At 62.6% G+C, this 14706-nt stretch carries 13 protein-coding genes and 1 tRNA gene; 9 read left to right on the top strand and 5 right to left on the bottom strand.

The window, feature by feature from the left end; translation table 11 throughout:
* The first annotated feature begins 295 nt into the window (after nucleotides 1-295).
* The 4 genes from SIN04_RS18645 (at nucleotide 296) to SIN04_RS18665 (ending at nucleotide 3462) form a co-directional block, all read left to right on the top strand.
* Nucleotides 296-517, top strand: coding sequence for a hypothetical protein (locus tag SIN04_RS18645; RefSeq protein ID WP_134491689.1), 222 nt, complete (start codon nucleotides 296-298; stop codon nucleotides 515-517).
* A 343-nt stretch (nucleotides 518-860) separates the two neighbouring features.
* On the top strand, nucleotides 861-2111 hold the full coding sequence (locus tag SIN04_RS18655; protein ID WP_134491691.1) for an argininosuccinate synthase: 1251 nt from the start codon (nucleotides 861-863) through the stop codon (nucleotides 2109-2111).
* Nucleotides 2112-2253: 142 nt separating this feature from the next.
* Complete coding sequence (locus SIN04_RS18660) at nucleotides 2254-2745, top strand: hypothetical protein (protein WP_244605890.1); 492 nt, start codon at nucleotides 2254-2256, stop codon at nucleotides 2743-2745.
* A gap of 243 nt (nucleotides 2746-2988) precedes the next feature.
* Nucleotides 2989-3462 carry a hypothetical protein gene (locus SIN04_RS18665; RefSeq protein ID WP_197732003.1) on the top strand — a complete coding sequence of 158 codons (474 nt, stop codon included), beginning with the start codon at nucleotides 2989-2991 and terminating at the stop codon, nucleotides 3460-3462.
* A gap of 141 nt (nucleotides 3463-3603) precedes the next feature.
* On the opposite strand, the gene SIN04_RS18670 is transcribed toward SIN04_RS18665, so the two are convergent.
* A complete protein-coding gene (locus SIN04_RS18670) occupies nucleotides 3604-3801 on the bottom strand; it encodes a hypothetical protein (RefSeq protein WP_134491693.1) in 198 nt (65 codons plus the stop codon).
* Nucleotides 3802-4065: 264 nt separating this feature from the next.
* Between SIN04_RS18670 and SIN04_RS18675 the strand changes: the two genes are divergently transcribed.
* Nucleotides 4066-5427: a chloride channel protein gene (locus SIN04_RS18675; RefSeq protein WP_134491695.1), complete on the top strand. Its 1362-nt coding sequence runs from the start codon at nucleotides 4066-4068 to the stop codon at nucleotides 5425-5427.
* Between the two features lie 401 nt (nucleotides 5428-5828).
* Here the strand turns inward: SIN04_RS18675 and SIN04_RS18680 are convergent, their stop codons facing one another.
* Both SIN04_RS18680 and SIN04_RS18685 read right to left on the bottom strand, forming a co-directional pair.
* Nucleotides 5829-6281, bottom strand: coding sequence for a BA14K family protein (locus tag SIN04_RS18680; protein WP_341264131.1), 453 nt, complete (start codon nucleotides 6279-6281; stop codon nucleotides 5829-5831).
* 163 nt (nucleotides 6282-6444) lie between these two features.
* A tRNA-Arg gene (locus SIN04_RS18685) sits at nucleotides 6445-6521 on the bottom strand.
* Nucleotides 6522-6851: 330 nt separating this feature from the next.
* On the opposite strand from SIN04_RS18685, the gene ffh reads away from it, so the two are divergent.
* Both ffh and rpsP read left to right on the top strand, forming a co-directional pair.
* Nucleotides 6852-8471 (top strand): signal recognition particle protein, encoded by a 1620-nt coding sequence (ffh, locus tag SIN04_RS18690; protein ID WP_134491699.1) that lies wholly within the window; start codon nucleotides 6852-6854, stop codon nucleotides 8469-8471.
* Between the two features lie 65 nt (nucleotides 8472-8536).
* Nucleotides 8537-8902, top strand: a complete 366-nt coding sequence (gene rpsP, locus SIN04_RS18695; protein WP_134491701.1) for a 30S ribosomal protein S16 — start codon at nucleotides 8537-8539, stop codon at nucleotides 8900-8902.
* A gap of 256 nt (nucleotides 8903-9158) precedes the next feature.
* On the opposite strand, the gene SIN04_RS18700 is transcribed toward rpsP, so the two are convergent.
* Nucleotides 9159-10091, bottom strand: a complete 933-nt coding sequence (locus SIN04_RS18700; protein WP_341264132.1) for a DUF2778 domain-containing protein — start codon at nucleotides 10089-10091, stop codon at nucleotides 9159-9161.
* 638 nt (nucleotides 10092-10729) lie between these two features.
* On the opposite strand from SIN04_RS18700, the gene SIN04_RS18705 reads away from it, so the two are divergent.
* Nucleotides 10730-11734, top strand: a complete 1005-nt coding sequence (locus tag SIN04_RS18705) for an asparaginase (RefSeq protein WP_197732004.1) — start codon at nucleotides 10730-10732, stop codon at nucleotides 11732-11734.
* A gap of 224 nt (nucleotides 11735-11958) precedes the next feature.
* Complete coding sequence (locus SIN04_RS18710; protein ID WP_341264133.1) at nucleotides 11959-13269, top strand: alkaline phosphatase family protein; 1311 nt, start codon at nucleotides 11959-11961, stop codon at nucleotides 13267-13269.
* Nucleotides 13270-13319: 50 nt separating this feature from the next.
* Here the strand turns inward: SIN04_RS18710 and SIN04_RS18715 are convergent, their stop codons facing one another.
* Nucleotides 13320-14585 (bottom strand): cyclopropane-fatty-acyl-phospholipid synthase family protein, encoded by a 1266-nt coding sequence (locus tag SIN04_RS18715; RefSeq protein WP_341264134.1) that lies wholly within the window; start codon nucleotides 14583-14585, stop codon nucleotides 13320-13322.
* Nucleotides 14586-14706: the final 121 nt, after the last annotated feature.

A 14706-nucleotide genomic window follows, 5' to 3' on the forward strand; every position in this document is an offset into this window, starting at 1 on the left:
TGCTGAGCGGAATGCGCAATCACTTTAGCGTTTTCCAAGACGGCTCTATCGAGATCGAAATCGCCCGTCACAACGGCGACGCGGTAGAGCGCGGGGCGTGCAGAACCTTTTACCCAAACGGGCCATGTAAATCTCTCGCATTCAGGTGACAAGCTTAATTCGTTCTTCATTCATATCATTTCATAAGAACAACGATAGGTTGTACTTGCAATATTGCGCTGAACCATGAATGACAATATTCGACATTAAGTCATTCTTTTGGGCGTCACTTGTTTTGATAGTACGGAGCTTCATTATGTCTTCCGGCCGGACTCTCCGTGAAAAGATTGTCGCGAAACTTACTGAGCTTCAGCATCTTTATGAAGCGGGCCAGATTAGCCACGATTCTGACCAATATTTAGATTTGGTCGCTCTCCGGGAACTGCAGCGAATTATGGCGCAGCTTAAGTATTGGACCTTTTTTGCCGACGGTGAAAATTCACCGGAGATGGCGCTGACGAGTCAAACCTTGCATTAGGCGCCGGGCCATAAGCAATGCTGTCGCGGCGATGCATGTCGAAGGGGCCGGATCACTGGAAACGTGCAGCGCGGTGAGCGCCTCGAGACACTTGTCCAAGGCGCCGCGCTCGGTCCAGCGGTAGGAGCGGCGCTTCACGGCCTGATCATCGCCGAAGCGTTCGCGCAGATCACGCCGGCGCGCCCGAACGGGCCATCCATAATACGTCTCGCGGTTCCGTCCGCCCCCCGCGGGCGGCTCGGCAGAGTCATCCTTCGGCTTCCCGCCCTTGCGCCAAAAGGCTCCGCAACTATAGTCGCGCGGCATCGTTCCCGCCTCGCAAGCGCCACCTGAGAGTTACAAAATGCCGCAGCAAAGATCAGACGTTAAGAAAGTCGTCCTCGCCTATTCGGGAGGGCTCGACACGTCGATCATTCTGAAGTGGCTGGAGACAACCTACGGCTGCGAAGTCGTGACCTTCACTGCCGATCTCGGCCAGGGCGAGGAGATTTCCCCCGCGCGGGACAAGGCCATTTTGCTCGGCGTAAAACCGGAAAACATTTTTATCGAGGATCTGCGCGAAGAATTCGTGCGCGACTACGTTTTTCCGATGTTTCGCGCCAACGCCCAATATGAGGGGCTTTATCTGCTCGGAACCTCTATCGCGCGGCCTCTGATCGCGAAAAAGCAGATCGAGATCGCGCAAAAGACCGGAGCCGACGCGGTGGCGCATGGCGCGACCGGCAAAGGCAACGACCAGGTGCGCTTCGAATTGTCCTATTACGCGCTGGAGCCGGACATCAAGGTGATCGCGCCCTGGCGCGAGTGGGATCTGACGTCGCGCACGGCCCTCATCGCATTTGCCGAAGCGAACCAGATCCCGATCGCCAAGGACAAGCGCGGCGACGCCCCATTTTCCGTCGACGCCAATCTGCTGCACGCCTCCTCGGAAGGAAAAGTGCTGGAAGATCCGGCGCAGGAAGTGCCGGACTATGTCTATTCGCGCACGATCAATCCGGAAGACGCGCCCGACAAGCCGACCTATATCGAGATCGACTTTGAAAAAGGCGACCCGGTCGCCATTGATGGTCAGCCAATGTCGCCGGCGACCCTTCTGACCCGCTTGAACGAACTCGCGCGCGCCAATGGCATCGGCCGCCTCGATCTCGTCGAGAATCGCTTCGTCGGCATGAAATCGCGCGGCATGTATGAAACGCCGGGCGGCACGATCCTTTATTTCGCCCATCGCGGCATCGAGTCGATCACGCTCGATCGCGGCGCGGCGCATCTCAAGGACGAGCTGATGCCGAAATATGCCGAATTGATCTACAACGGCTTCTGGTTTTCGCCGGAGCGCGAGATGCTGCAGGCGCTGATCGACAAAAGCCAGGAGTTCGTGGCGGGCCGCGTGCGCGTGAAACTCTATAAGGGTTCGGCCGCCGTGGTTGGCCGCTCGAGCCCCTATTCGCTTTACGATCAGGACCTTGTGACTTTCGAGGAAGGCGCTGTCGCCTATGATCATCGCGACGCGGCCGGCTTCATCAAGCTCAACGCGCTGCGGCTGCGAACGCTGGGCAAGAGAGCGCGCAAAATTGCCGGAAAAGGCAAAATCTGACGCGAGGGCGTTGGAAAATCATTGGCTTTTAAGCTTCGCCGCCGAACCGATCATTTTCCATTCATCTTCAATGCGGCATATAGAGACGCGCGCAAAGCGCTGGGGGCGGGCTGTTTGGATAGTGAAGCTTGAAGGAAAGCAAATGCAGCCATGGAAGAGGATGGTCACCGCGGTCGCGCTGATGGCGAGCGTCGCCGCGAGCGGGGTAAGCGAGGCGGCGGCGACTCCGATCGCCAATCTCGGCGCGATCGCTTACGGCGATAGCGTCCTGCCGCTCGACGAAGCTCAATTTGTCTGGGGCGGACGCCGTTATTGCTGGTATCCCGGCGGGTGGAGAGGACCCGGCTGGTATTGGTGCGGCTACGCTTGGCGGCGCGGCTTTGGCTGGGGTGGCGGCGCGGGCTGGCGCGGCTGGCGCGCGCCTCCTCGCCATATCCACCACCGTCCAGTCGCGAGGCCGGGCGGCGGCCATGTGGTTAGACCGGGTGGAAGGCCAGGTGGCGGCCAGATGATCAGGCCCGGCGGCAGACCCGGGGGCGGACAGGCCGTGAGGCCCGGTGGAGGCAGACCCGGCGGCGCGCACGGCGGTGGGCGCCCGGGTGGAGGCGGATCGGGCGGCGGTCGTCGCGGCTAAGCCGCTCGACTTGGCGCCGTCCGTCTCAAAATGAGGTGTTCGCGTCGGCGAAATGGCGCGGCGCTTAAGGCGCCACGCTTCCAAAAACGAGCGTTTTGATCGGCCGCCATGACGAATCGCTCAAAAATTGATTGAACATGGTTCATATTTCTTCGTTTCCGCGCATGATCCCGCACCGGGCGACCGGGTTTTTCGAAGATCCAAGCAGGTCGGCGTCGGGGACGGAACATCAAGGAGAGGCAAATGCGTCGATTGATGAGCATGACGGCCGCTGTTGCGCTGGCCGCGGGCGCGGCGGCAAGCGGGAGCGCCGTAGCGGCGCCGTCGTTCAACGGCCTTGGCGCCATCGCCCAAAGGGATGGCTCTTTGCCCCTTGAGCATGTTCAGTATTTTTGGGGTGGCCGCAACTATTGCTGGTACCCCAATGGCTGGAGAGGCCCGGGCTGGTACTGGTGCGGTTATGCCTTCAGGCCGGGCTTTGGCTGGGGCGGCGGCTATGGCTGGCGTGGCTGGGGCGTTCCCGGCGGCTGGGGCGGTGGCGGCTATGGCTGGCGCGGCGGCGGTTGGCATGGCGGCGGCTGGCACGGCGGTGGCTGGCACGGCGGCGGTGGCGGCTGGCACGGCGGTGGTGGCGGCTGGCACGGCGGCGGGTTCCACGGCGGCGGCCATGGTGGCGGCTTCCACGGCGGGGGAGGCCATGGCGGCGGTCGGCGCTAGGGCATGACGCCGAAGAGCCAGCGTTTTTAGGCCGACATCAGGCGGTAAAACAAAGGCCTTGCGGAGCGGAATGCGATTCTGCCTGAACGCATTCCGCGCTGGGTCGTGGCGACGATTTCAGAGCTGGCGACATTCGAGCGTTCACCACCGCCGACGCCATCTCCAGCGGCGACGCCAGCCCCAATGGCGCCGCCACCACGCTTTCTCGACGTCTTGATCGCCCGTCTGCCGCGCATGGTCGGGTGGCGCGACCCCTGTCAGCGCGTGCGCCGCTCCCGCGGCGATGGCGAGAAACCCGGCCGATAGCAGGCCGGATGTCACAAATGCCCGTCGATTCATGGCGTCACTCTCCGTTGAGGCGGCCAAAAAGAAATAGGGCTCACTTGAGCGAATGTGGCAGCATTATGGCGAGCGCCAATGGTGTCAAATCACAAATTTCATTTGTCGATAACCAATATCCCCGGCCCGATCGTCGCCGGGCGTTGGGAGCGCCGTGGCGCGACATTCCAATGCCGGCCTCGCCTGTCTTGACGGTAAGCGCGTAAGCGGTTTCCTTGGGCTGCGTGGTCCAGCGCCGTCACTTCATCGGTAACATTGCAGACAATGCGGCAGAAAAGCGGAGGGCCTCCCGAACACAGCCCAGCCGGGACGGATGGCCGCATACCCGCCACCTTGAGGCATCCCGGGGCGGCGACCTTTTGGACCGCCGTCATCCTGACTGGAATTGGCGCCGGACTCAGCGCGGCGGCGCTGATAACGCTGCTATCGGCTGTCCAGCATCTGGCGTGGCCGCCAAACCTGGACCTTCTTGAGGCGGCGACGCGGACCGACCCTTGGCGGCGCGTATTGATTCTGTTGGGCGCCGGGCTTCTGACCGGCGTCGGTCAGATGGTTCTCGTGAAATTGACCGCGGGCAACGGCATTGAAATCACCACGGCGCTCTGGTTCACCGCCGGCCGGGTTCCTGTTTGGCGCAGCATCGGCAGCGCCGTCCTGTCGGAAGTGATTGTCGGACTCGGCGCGTCGCTCGGACGGGAGGGCGCGCCGAAGCAGGCTGGCGCGGTGATCGCAAATGTCCTGTCAGACCGGGGCGGCTTCTCCGATGAGCAGCGCAGGCTCCTCGTCGCATGTGGCGCGGGCGCTGGAATGGCGGCCGCCTATGATGTTCCCCTGGGCGGCGCTTTATTCGCCATTGAAGTGCTTCGCGGCGTCCTCGCCCTGCGTCTCGTGCTGCCGGCGCTGGCGGCCTCGGTGGTCGCCGCCATGGTGTCATGGGTCGCCCTTCCCAACGCGCCCACCTATATCATTCCAGCCTACCGAAGCGGCTCGTCGATTATTTGCTGGGCGCTGATTGCTGGACCGATCGCGGGGGTCGTGTCGGTAGGTTTTGTGCGGATGATCGCGCTGGCCGATCGCGCCAGGCCGAAGGGCTGGTTGCGCCTGGTCGTCCCATCTTTTGTGTTGGCGCTGCTTGGAGCGGCTTCGATCTGGTTCCCGCAGCTGTTGGGCAACGGCAAGGACCTTGCGCAACTTACCTTCAATGGCGAAGTGGCGCCGCCGCTGCTTCTGGCGTTGCTGTTGTTGAAACCCATTGCAACCGCCATGTGTCTGGGCAGCGGCGCGCCCGGCGGCCTGTTTACGCCTTCACTCACGCTCGGCGCGCTTCTGGGCGCTGTTCTGGGCCATCTCTCAACATGGTTGTTTCCCGGCGTGCCGTCGGGGCTCTGCGCGCTGATCGGCGCGGGCGCGGTGATCGCCGCCACCACTCAAGGCCCGATCTCGGCGGTGGTTTTGATGATCGAGCTAACCGGCCATGATCGCACGTTCATTGCGCCGCTGTTGGTGGCGGCGATCACCGCGACGATAGTCTCGCGAACGATCGACTCGCGCTCTATTTACGACGCGCGCCTGACCGATGAAGAGCTCGCGGAACGGGAGAAGCTTCGTGAGCCGGCGTCAATTTAGACCGGCAGATTTTATAACGATCGAACAAAGAGAGAACAAGCGGCGCGAGCCGCGCGTCCGATCGTGTTGCGTTCGACCGATAAAATATAGCCGACGAGCCGTCCCTTCTCGAGCACAGATCTTTTATTTCGCCAACCCGGTCGCCGGCGCCGGCTTGAATGCTAAGTCCGATCAGATTGTAGGTCGCCGCATCGACTGGCGGCTGGCAGCAGGCGCTGTGCGCGGTGTTAACCGACATCCCGATACCGCGCCCTGCGGCGCGGCATGATGAAATTCCACGACATGGCGCGTCGTGCTGTCCACGCCAGTATGACTGGGGATCGCCGGAGCCCGTTGATCTTATCGAGGCGCGGGGCCGGTGAGGGTGAGGGCCGCGCGCAAATGGCGCGGCGCCCCCTTTTTTACTGACAAACGTAGCGGTTGCCGTCATAGGCAAGATAGGTCCCGCTCGACGGATCAAAGGACCTGTATTTTCGAGCGCAATAAGAAAGCCAGTTCGGATCGCCAACGCGAGCCGAAGCCGCAGCGGAATTTGCCGCCGAGCCGGCGATGATAGCTCCCGTCGCCAGGCCTAAAATACCGCCAGCAATTGCAGCGCCCGCCGCATTGCCGCCATTGTAGTAACCGCCGCCGCCGTAGTAGCGCCTGCCGCCGCCGTAGTAGCGCCCGCCGCCGCCGTAGTGGCGCCCGCCGCCGCCATGCCAGCCGCCGCCATGAACGCCCCCGCCATGAACGCCCCCGCCGTGCCAGCCACCGCGTCCGCCTCCATGCCCGCCGCCACGCGCCGATGCGTCGCCTGGAGTCAGCATCGCAGAGCAGAGTAACGCCGCCGTCACGACTATTGATTTCCGCATTGGGCTCTCCTTCATTTTGTAGACGCCGATTGCCCGGCAATAATGGCGTGCGCCGCGTCAGCTATCGGCGCGGGAGCCAAACATTGATTACCACTCGCGCCGCGTCGATACGGTTTGCGGGGGTGGAGTGCGATCGTATGGCGAATAAGCTATTGAAAACATTTGGCGTCCCGGAAGGGATTCGAACCCCTGACCTACGGTTTAGGAAACCGTTGCTCTATCCTGCTGAGCTACCGGGACGCGAGAGCCAAGCTTTTTGATTTACGGGTTTCGATCTATCATGTTCTGCCGCGCCGGCAAATGGCGGGAACGGCGCTATTTTCTGATTTCCTTGACTTTGGCGCCCTGACGCGCAAAGAAACGGTTTCGGCCTTCAAAAAAGGTTCGAATGCGCGAGCTGACTTGGCCTTGGGACCGAGCGGTGAACGTCCGGCAGCGCTTGGCGCCCCCGGGCGCGATGCGCGTTGGGTGTTTTGTGATTATAGACGGAAAATCGCTCATTTTCGGGCGTTGATCGATAGGCCGCCGCGGGAAATGGTTTCGCGCGGCGCTCATGATGGGACAAAACGCATGTTCGAAGGGCTTTCGGAAAAGCTCTCTGGCATATTCGACGCCCTGACCCGTCGCGGCTCGCTCTCGGAGGAGGACGTCAACGTCGCCTTGCGCGAGGTCCGCCGCGCCCTGCTCGAAGCCGACGTGGCGCTCGACGTCGTGCGGTCCTTCGTCGACAAGGTGCGTTCGCGCGCGGTCGGCGCCAATGTCATCAAATCGGTGACGCCCGGCCAGATGGTCGTCAAGATCGTCAATGACGTCCTCATCGAGACGCTGGGGGCGGAAGCCGAGCCGATCAATCTCGACGCCGCCCCGCCAGTCGCGATCATGATGATCGGCCTGCAGGGCGCCGGCAAGACGACGACGACGGCGAAGATAGCCAAGCGCCTCAGCGAGCGCATGAAGCGCAAGGTGCTGATGGCCTCGCTCGACGTCAAGCGGCCGGCGGCGCAGGAGCAGCTCGCCGTGCTCGGCCGCCAGATTGGCGTCGAAACGCTGCCGGTCATCGCCGGCCAGACCCCCGTGCAGATCGCGGTCAGGGCCGAGCAGGCGGCGCGCCTGCAAGGCTTTGACGTCGTCCTGCTCGACACCGCCGGGCGCACCCATATCGACGAAGCCCTGATGCAGGAGATGGCCGAGATCAAGGCGGCTTCAAAGCCGCATGAGATCCTGCTCGTCGCCGACAGCCTCACCGGCCAGGACGCGGTCAATCTCGCGAAAAGCTTCGACGATCGCGTCGGCATCACCGGCATCGTGCTGACGCGCGTTGATGGCGATGGACGCGGCGGCGCGGCGCTCTCCATGCGCGCCGTCACCGGCAAGCCGATCAAGCTTCTCGGCGCCGGCGAAAAAATGGACGCGCTGGAGGACTTCCATCCCTCGCGCATCGCCAATCGCATCCTTGGCATGGGCGACATCGTCTCGCTCGTCGAGAAAGCCGCCGAGTCGATCGACGCTGAAAAGGCCCAGCGCATCGCCGATCGCATGCGCAAGGGCAAGTTCGATCTCGAGGACCTCTCCGAGCAGCTGGCGCAGGTCGAGAAGATCGGCGGCCTTGGCGGCATCATGGGCATGCTGCCCGGCATGGCCAAAATCAAGGATCAGCTCGCCGCCGCCAACCTCGACGACCGCATCATCAAGCGCCAGCGCGCCATTATTTCGTCGATGACACGGCAGGAGCGCCGCAACCCCGATATCCTTAAAGCCTCGCGCAAGAAGCGCATCGCGTCAGGCTCCGGTGTGAAGGTCGAAGACGTCAACAAGCTTTTGAAGCAGCACCGCCAGATGGCCGATATGATGAAATCGCTTGGCGGCGCCAAGCGCGGCGGCGGCGCGCTCGGCAAAATGGCCTCGATGTTCGGCATGCCGGGCGCCGGCATGGGCGGGATGCCGCAGCCGAGCCCCGAACAGATCGCCGCCTTGCAGAAGCAATTGGGGCCGATGCCCGGTGGTCCGGCGCCAAAGCCGGTCGCCGCGCCAAAGCCGCTGGCCCCGCCGCCGGCGGGCGTCTCCGCCGCGCCAAAGCTGCCGGGTCTTGGCGGCGGCGCGGGCGGGGGGCTTGGCGCGCAGCCGGGCAAGCTGCCCGGCCTCGGCGGAGGCCTCCTGAGCGGGCTCAATCCGTTCGGAAAAAAGAAGTAACGCCTGCGAATTTCATCCTGAATGTCTGACGCCGAAGCAATCGGCAAAATTGGAGAACAACTCATATGTCCCTGAAAATTCGTCTATCGCGCGGCGGCGCCAAGAAGCGCCCCTTCTATCGCGTCGTGGTCGCCGACTCGCGGATGCCGCGCGATGGCCGTTTCATTGAGCGTCTCGGTATTTTTGATCCGCTGAAGGCGAAGGATTCCGCCGATCGCGTCGTGCTCGACGCCGAGAAGGCGAAGGCCTGGATCGCCAAGGGCGCCCAGCCGACAGACCGCGTCGCGCGCCTGCTCGATGGTCTCGGCGTGATCGCGCGCGAGGCGCGAACGAATCCGACCAAGGCGCAGCCGAAGAAGAAGGCGCAGGAACGCGCCGCCGCGACGGCCGCCGCCGCCGAAAAGGCCGCCGCTGCTTCCGCCGAAGCGTGATCGGCTTGAGAGCGCGCGAAAGGGCTTCTTTTCGCGCGCCCCAAAGGCCGGTTTGCGCCCATTCCAGCCGTCGCAGCGGCGACAGCGCGAGAGTCGTCGTCCGCCATTATTGAGTTGGCGGGGCGAGCCGGGTTGATGGTCGGCGCAACTTTCCGCGCCGCGCTCTCACCCTCCTCGACGCGAGACAAACCGCTCTCATTCAAGCGGTTAAAGCATTTTCGGACGCAGAACCTCCGTCCGCTTTGCTGAAAATGCCCTAGTTTAGACGAGCCACGACGACGAGACGTCTGACTTCGCCGTTTTGAAACGCCTGCAAGAATGCATTGTAGTTCCTGAAGGACACGCATCCGTTGGAATCGCCCCTCGGGCCTAGCATGTAAGTGTGCGCGAGGAGACCTGTCCGTCCATAGACGTCGCCGCCGCCAACGGGTTTGAGGCGCAACGCCTGCACCCCGTGGAAAAGCTGTTCCCGGGGCGTGAGCTCGTAGACATTTGGAGGCGTCGCCCCGCGATTGCGCTCGTGGACGTAATGTGGATCGTCCAGCCTGTCGCCCAGCCCCGAGTGCGCCTCCAGTCTCGTTCCATTGGGCATGTAGACAGTATGAGCGGCGACGTCGTAAATGGCTGTCCAGCGATCGTAGCGGGGCAAGGTGCCGGTGGTGACTTTTGGCGCGTCGCTTACAACGTCGTCCTCCGGCGCAGCGTAGGCGAGGACAGTCCGGGGCGTTTGCGGCATGCCAAACAGCTTCTCGAAGAAATTGCGATTATCAGAAGAAGCGCTCGGAGAAGCGTTCCGTCTGTTCTGCTGCGCTAACTGGCGGCCTGCTATGCCTGGAACACGGATCGGGCCACGGCTTGCGGGCGCTCCCAGTTCGGCGGGACGCGGCGCCGGCAAAGGCGCGCTCTCGCCGATTTGGAGATCTGCTGCCGGCGGCGTCGGCATGACGTCGTCCGGCTCTGCGATCGCGGCGGATTGCGCCGGCGCAACGGACCCAAGGTCCGATTGAAGTGGAAAACTTTGAGACAGCAAAACCGGTGGCGAGCCGGAGGAAAAACCGGGGTCGAACAGCGCGCCATAGGCATTCGAGGCGACGTTTGCCGGGGGCGTCGCCGCGGCGGCCTCCGCCACTGGCGCCGCCGCGGGCGCTTTAGCCGCGTTGGGGGCTGGGTCGGGACGCGTGTATAGCATCAAGGCGCCCACCAAGGCGCTCAAAGCGAGGATGGCCGCGCCTGGAACGGTGTGGGAAAAAATCTTCCGGGATAAACGACCGCGATTCAATGGAATGAAATCAAGTGGTCTGTCGAACACCTGTGTCATTCGTCCCACTCTCGCAATGAAATCATGACACTTGCCTTTTGAATCAACCAACGTCCTCCGCGCGCCAGAAGGCGCGATCAACCGCAAGAGCCGCGCAGGGAGCGCCTCACCGGTCCTCTGAAGGTCCAGACACAGAGCTTCGCAGCATTGCTGGAGTTACATTGAGGCGATTTTTAGTTAATTGCGGATTAAAGCCTTCATTTTCGATGTCGCGCATGGCCGGGCGCAGAGTGGGTGGATATAGGCGAAACGAGCTGTAGCGTTTGAAAAAGGCCAGCATGAGGCGCAACACGGCCGGCGAATTTCAGCAGCGAGGAAAAATCAGCCGGACTTTTGAAGCGAGGCATGACGCCATCGCGATGATAAGGCCGCTCTCGTTCTGAACATCCGCGTGTGGAGACCCGCGCGGATGTTCGCGCCGGCGCGGCGGCCTTGTTGGAATTGTCATGAATGACGGCTGTCCGGCGCGGGCGGCCTCGATTATAAGGCCCCGTAAGGAGGCGCTTCCATTGAATGTTTCTCGGCGTCCGCGCCTCATCATCTTGTCGACGGGCGGCACGATCGCCATGACCGCGCAGGCGGCGAGCGGGGGCGCCGCTCCCGAAGGCGCGGCGCTTCGCCTCGGGGCCGCGGCGCTCGTCGCCGCCTTGCCGCAGCTTCAGGACATCGGGGACATTTTTGCGCGGGATGTTCTGGCCAAGCCCAGCGCCAGCCTCACGCTGCCGGATCTCGCGGAAATCGCCAAAGCCGCCGCGGAGGCCGCGACATCGGCCGATGGCGTGCTCATCACGCATGGCACGGATACGCTGGAGGAGACCGCCTTCGCGCTTTCTGTTCTCGTGCAGGTCGATGTTCCGATCGTCCTGACGGCGGCGATGCGCCGGCCTGATCAGCCAGGCGCGGATGGCGCGGCCAATTTACTCGCCGCCGCGCGCGTGGCGGTTTCCGGGTCGGCGCGGAAAAAAGGCGTTCTCGTTGTGACCGACGATGAGATTCACGCGGGGCCGCTGATCCGCAAGACCCATAGTTTTCGCACGCATGCCTTTTCGTCGCTGCCTTTCGGTCCGATCGGCTACGTCGCCGAAGATCGCGTGCGCTTTGCGCTTTCGCCAGCCGTAGCCCCGCCGCTTTTGACCTTTGGCGCCGGCGCGCCGATCGTGCCCATCCTCGAGGCTGGGCCGGGCTTCGAGCGCGAGAGCCTCAAAGCTCTTGGCGCCGGCGCGATCGAGGGGCTGGTGCTGAGCCTGCCCGGAGCAGGGCATGTCGCGGCGGCGGCGGCGGGGGATCTCGGGCTTCTCGCCGAACGTATCCCTGTCGTCTTCGCAAGCCGCACAGGCGCCGGCGAGACCTTGCGCGCCTCTTATGGCTATGCCGGCGGAGAGATTGATCTGATCGCCCGCGGGTTGATCCCCGCCCAGAGCCTCGACGCTCGCAAGGCGCGGATCGCCTTGCAGATCTTATTGTCAGGCGGCGCGCGCCAGCCTGACGTCAGAGCAATGTTCCAGAACTTTTGACGCCCTGCGCAATCTTGCCCGAGAGCTGGGAGTCCATCGGGCAATCGCCAGCGCAATAAATGGCGCCAACCAGAGCCGTCAGTCTCGCTTTGCCAATCTGAGTCGGCTTGAAACGGACGGCGAATACGGCCCCCGGTTGAAAAATCAGGCGTGAGCGCCACAAAAGGTTCGCGCAAGTTCGGTACGAAGCTGGCCTTTCCAATAGAGCATGGGGGATAAAAGCTATGAAAAGACGCGCTGCGGGGCTCGCCCTGTTGATGTCATGCGTTGCCAACGGCGGGTTCGCCGCGGAGGGGGTCACTCCGACAGGCATTCCGCATCTGGACCATGTGTATGTAATCATGATGGAAAATCATGGCTACAGCCAAATTCTGAATAATCCGAATGCGCCCTTCACCAACAGGCTGGCGCTCGCTGCGAATCATGCGACCAATTATTTCGCTGTTGGTCATCCAAGCTTCACGAACTACCTGGAGGTCGTAGGCGGCTCGAACTTCGGCGTGCAAAGCGATAATGCGCCAAACTGGCACAACACGACTTGCACGGCCAACCTCGCCTCGCACGTGCCGGCGACCGACAATCCGCCATCGCCGACAATTTGCCCGATTGCAGGCGAAGGAGTCGATGCGGCTACGCCCGTCATCGACACGACAAACGAGACTCAGGGACTGCCGGGCGATATCAACATCGACGGACATCTCTCATTCCCGGCGGCCAGCCACACATTCGGCAAGACGATCGCCGACCAGCTCGTCGCGCGGCGGCTCACCTGGAAAAGCTATCAGGAGAATCTGCCTGCGAGCGGCGCCGATCAGGTCAACACGAGCGACGGCGTTTTCACCAACAACACGGATTTCAGCAAGATCCTGCCGACGCTCAATCCTCCGCTGACGTCAAGCAACATGGTTGCTCTCTATGCGGTGAAGCACAATCCCTTCGCCTACTTCAAGAATGTTCAAGAGGGATATGATCCAAACAACAGTCTGCAGAATATGGCCGGCTTCGACGGCGCAAGGGGCCTGTTTGCTGACCTTGGCGCAGGCGCTTCGCCGAACTTCTCGTTCATCGCGCCCAATCAATGCAACGACCAGCATGGCCAAGGCAACGCCGGCGCGTTGTGCAATTATGACCCGAGCGACGTCGGCCTCCAGTCCGGCCTGAACCCGGCTCTGATCCAGCGCGGGGACGTTGCGTTACAAACGCTCGTCACGGCCATCCACCAGTCGCCCGCCTGGCGGCGGGGCAACAATGCGATTGTGATCGTGTGGGATGAAAACGACTATAGCACGGCGCCGAACACCAACCAGGTTCTCCTGATTGTCGACACCAACTACGGGGCCGCAGGCGTCAAGAGCTCGCGCTTCTATACGCATTTCTCTTTGCTTAAAACGCTTGAGGCGGGCTTCGGGCTTCCCTGTCTGAACCATGCCTGCGACTCGAACGCGGCGGTGATGTCGGATCTGTTCGCCGCTGGTCATAATCGCGGCCACGACCACGACCACGACCACGACGACCACGATCACGACCGCTATTGAGCGAACGTAAGGCTTAAGGGCGGCGCGCGCCTTGCACCAGGCGCGCGCCGCTATTCGCCGGCCTCCGACAAGGTGGACGCAGCTTCGCGGCGGCGCAGATCCGCTTCCGCGCGCGTGATGTAGTCGCGCGTCAGCGGCACGGCGTCCAGCCTCTTTGCGAGCTGGACCTGAAAAACGACAAGGCCTTCATATCGGAAGGCGGCTTCCGACCCCGCGAGGTAAAGCTCCCACATGCGGCAGAAGCGTTCATCATAGATCGCTTTTGCCTGTTCGCGCCGCGCCAGAAAGCGCTCCCGCCAGGCTTTGAGTGTTTCGGCATAATGGAGCCGTAAAACTTCAAGGTCCGTGACGATGAGAGAGCTTTGCTCGATCGCCGGCAGGATTTCGGAAAGCGAGGGGATATAGCCCCCTGGGAAAATATATTTGCCGATCCATGGATTGGTCGCGGCGGGGCCCGGTGCGCGGCCGATCGTGTGCACCAGGGCGACGCCATCCTCATTGAGAAGCTGCGCGATCTTGCGGAAATACGCGTCGTAATTGGCAATGCCCACATGCTCGAACATGCCGACCGAAACGACGCGGTCGAAACGCCCCTCGACCTCGCGATAATCCAGCATGCGGAAGTCCGCCGCCAGGGGACCGAGAGCCGCGGCGCGCTGCCGGCTCACCTCGAACTGCGCCTTGGACAGTGTGAGGCCCGTGACGCTGGCGCCGCAAAAACGCGCGAGATAATTGGCAAGCCCGCCAAAGCCGCTGCCGATGTCGAGAACGCTCGCGCCGGGACCGGCGACGAGCTTTGCCGCGATGTGCCGTTTTTTTGCAAGCTGCGCATCCTCGAGACTTTCGCCGTCGCTCTCGAAATAGGCGCAGGAATACTGCATGTCGCCGTCCAGAAAGAGCTCGTAGACGCGAACGTCGAGATCGTAATGATGCGCGACGTTTCGCCTCGCGCGCAGGGCGTCGTTCGCCCGCGCGAGCCGGCGCAGAGCCGCGCGCGCTTCCTGCAGAAGGCGGACCCAGCCAAACCCGGCGGGCGAAGGGCCAGCGTCCGCGCGCATCAGATTTTCGGAGGCGAGCGCCACCACGTCGTAGAGGGAGCCCTCGATCACCTCGACGCGGCCGTCCGTGAAGAGTTCGCCGAAGCGCAATTCAGGATCGATCATGAAGAGGATTTGCGCGTTGCGATCGTTGAACCGCACCGCCAACTTTTTGCCCGAACCGTCGCCGACGGTGAAGCGGCGTCCGTTCGCTGCGACAACATCGAGCGTCCCGAATTTGATCAGACCAGCAAAAAAAGCGCCAAATATCTTGTCCATTCGTCTGACCCGGGTTCACGTGGATCCGATTGAGCCCGCACGATGAGCCGACCCGCCATTCGAGACCGCATAGCAAAACGTGCGCCGTCACGACCGCCGAGCTTTGGCTTGAGTGACAGGC

Source organism: Methylocella tundrae (assembly GCF_038024855.1).
Taxonomy (GTDB): domain Bacteria; phylum Pseudomonadota; class Alphaproteobacteria; order Rhizobiales; family Beijerinckiaceae; genus Methylocapsa; species Methylocapsa tundrae.

Excerpts from the sequence above, each read along its gene's own strand:
- SIN04_RS18645 (WP_134491689.1), top strand. The coding sequence starts at position 296 with ATGTCTTCCGGCCGGACTCTCCGTGAAAAGATTGTCGCGAAACTTACT.
- SIN04_RS18655 (WP_134491691.1), top strand. The coding sequence starts at position 861 with ATGCCGCAGCAAAGATCAGACGTTAAGAAAGTCGTCCTCGCCTATTCG.
- SIN04_RS18660 (WP_244605890.1), top strand. The coding sequence starts at position 2,254 with ATGCAGCCATGGAAGAGGATGGTCACCGCGGTCGCGCTGATGGCGAGC.
- SIN04_RS18665 (WP_197732003.1), top strand. The coding sequence starts at position 2,989 with ATGCGTCGATTGATGAGCATGACGGCCGCTGTTGCGCTGGCCGCGGGC.
- SIN04_RS18670 (WP_134491693.1), bottom strand. The coding sequence starts at position 3,801 with ATGAATCGACGGGCATTTGTGACATCCGGCCTGCTATCGGCCGGGTTT.
- SIN04_RS18675 (WP_134491695.1), top strand. The coding sequence starts at position 4,066 with ATGCGGCAGAAAAGCGGAGGGCCTCCCGAACACAGCCCAGCCGGGACG.
- SIN04_RS18680 (WP_341264131.1), bottom strand. The coding sequence starts at position 6,281 with ATGCGGAAATCAATAGTCGTGACGGCGGCGTTACTCTGCTCTGCGATG.
- ffh (WP_134491699.1), top strand. The coding sequence starts at position 6,852 with ATGTTCGAAGGGCTTTCGGAAAAGCTCTCTGGCATATTCGACGCCCTG.
- rpsP (WP_134491701.1), top strand. The coding sequence starts at position 8,537 with ATGTCCCTGAAAATTCGTCTATCGCGCGGCGGCGCCAAGAAGCGCCCC.
- SIN04_RS18700 (WP_341264132.1), bottom strand. The coding sequence starts at position 10,091 with ATGCTATACACGCGTCCCGACCCAGCCCCCAACGCGGCTAAAGCGCCC.
- SIN04_RS18710 (WP_341264133.1), top strand. The coding sequence starts at position 11,959 with ATGAAAAGACGCGCTGCGGGGCTCGCCCTGTTGATGTCATGCGTTGCC.
- SIN04_RS18715 (WP_341264134.1), bottom strand. The coding sequence starts at position 14,585 with ATGGACAAGATATTTGGCGCTTTTTTTGCTGGTCTGATCAAATTCGGG.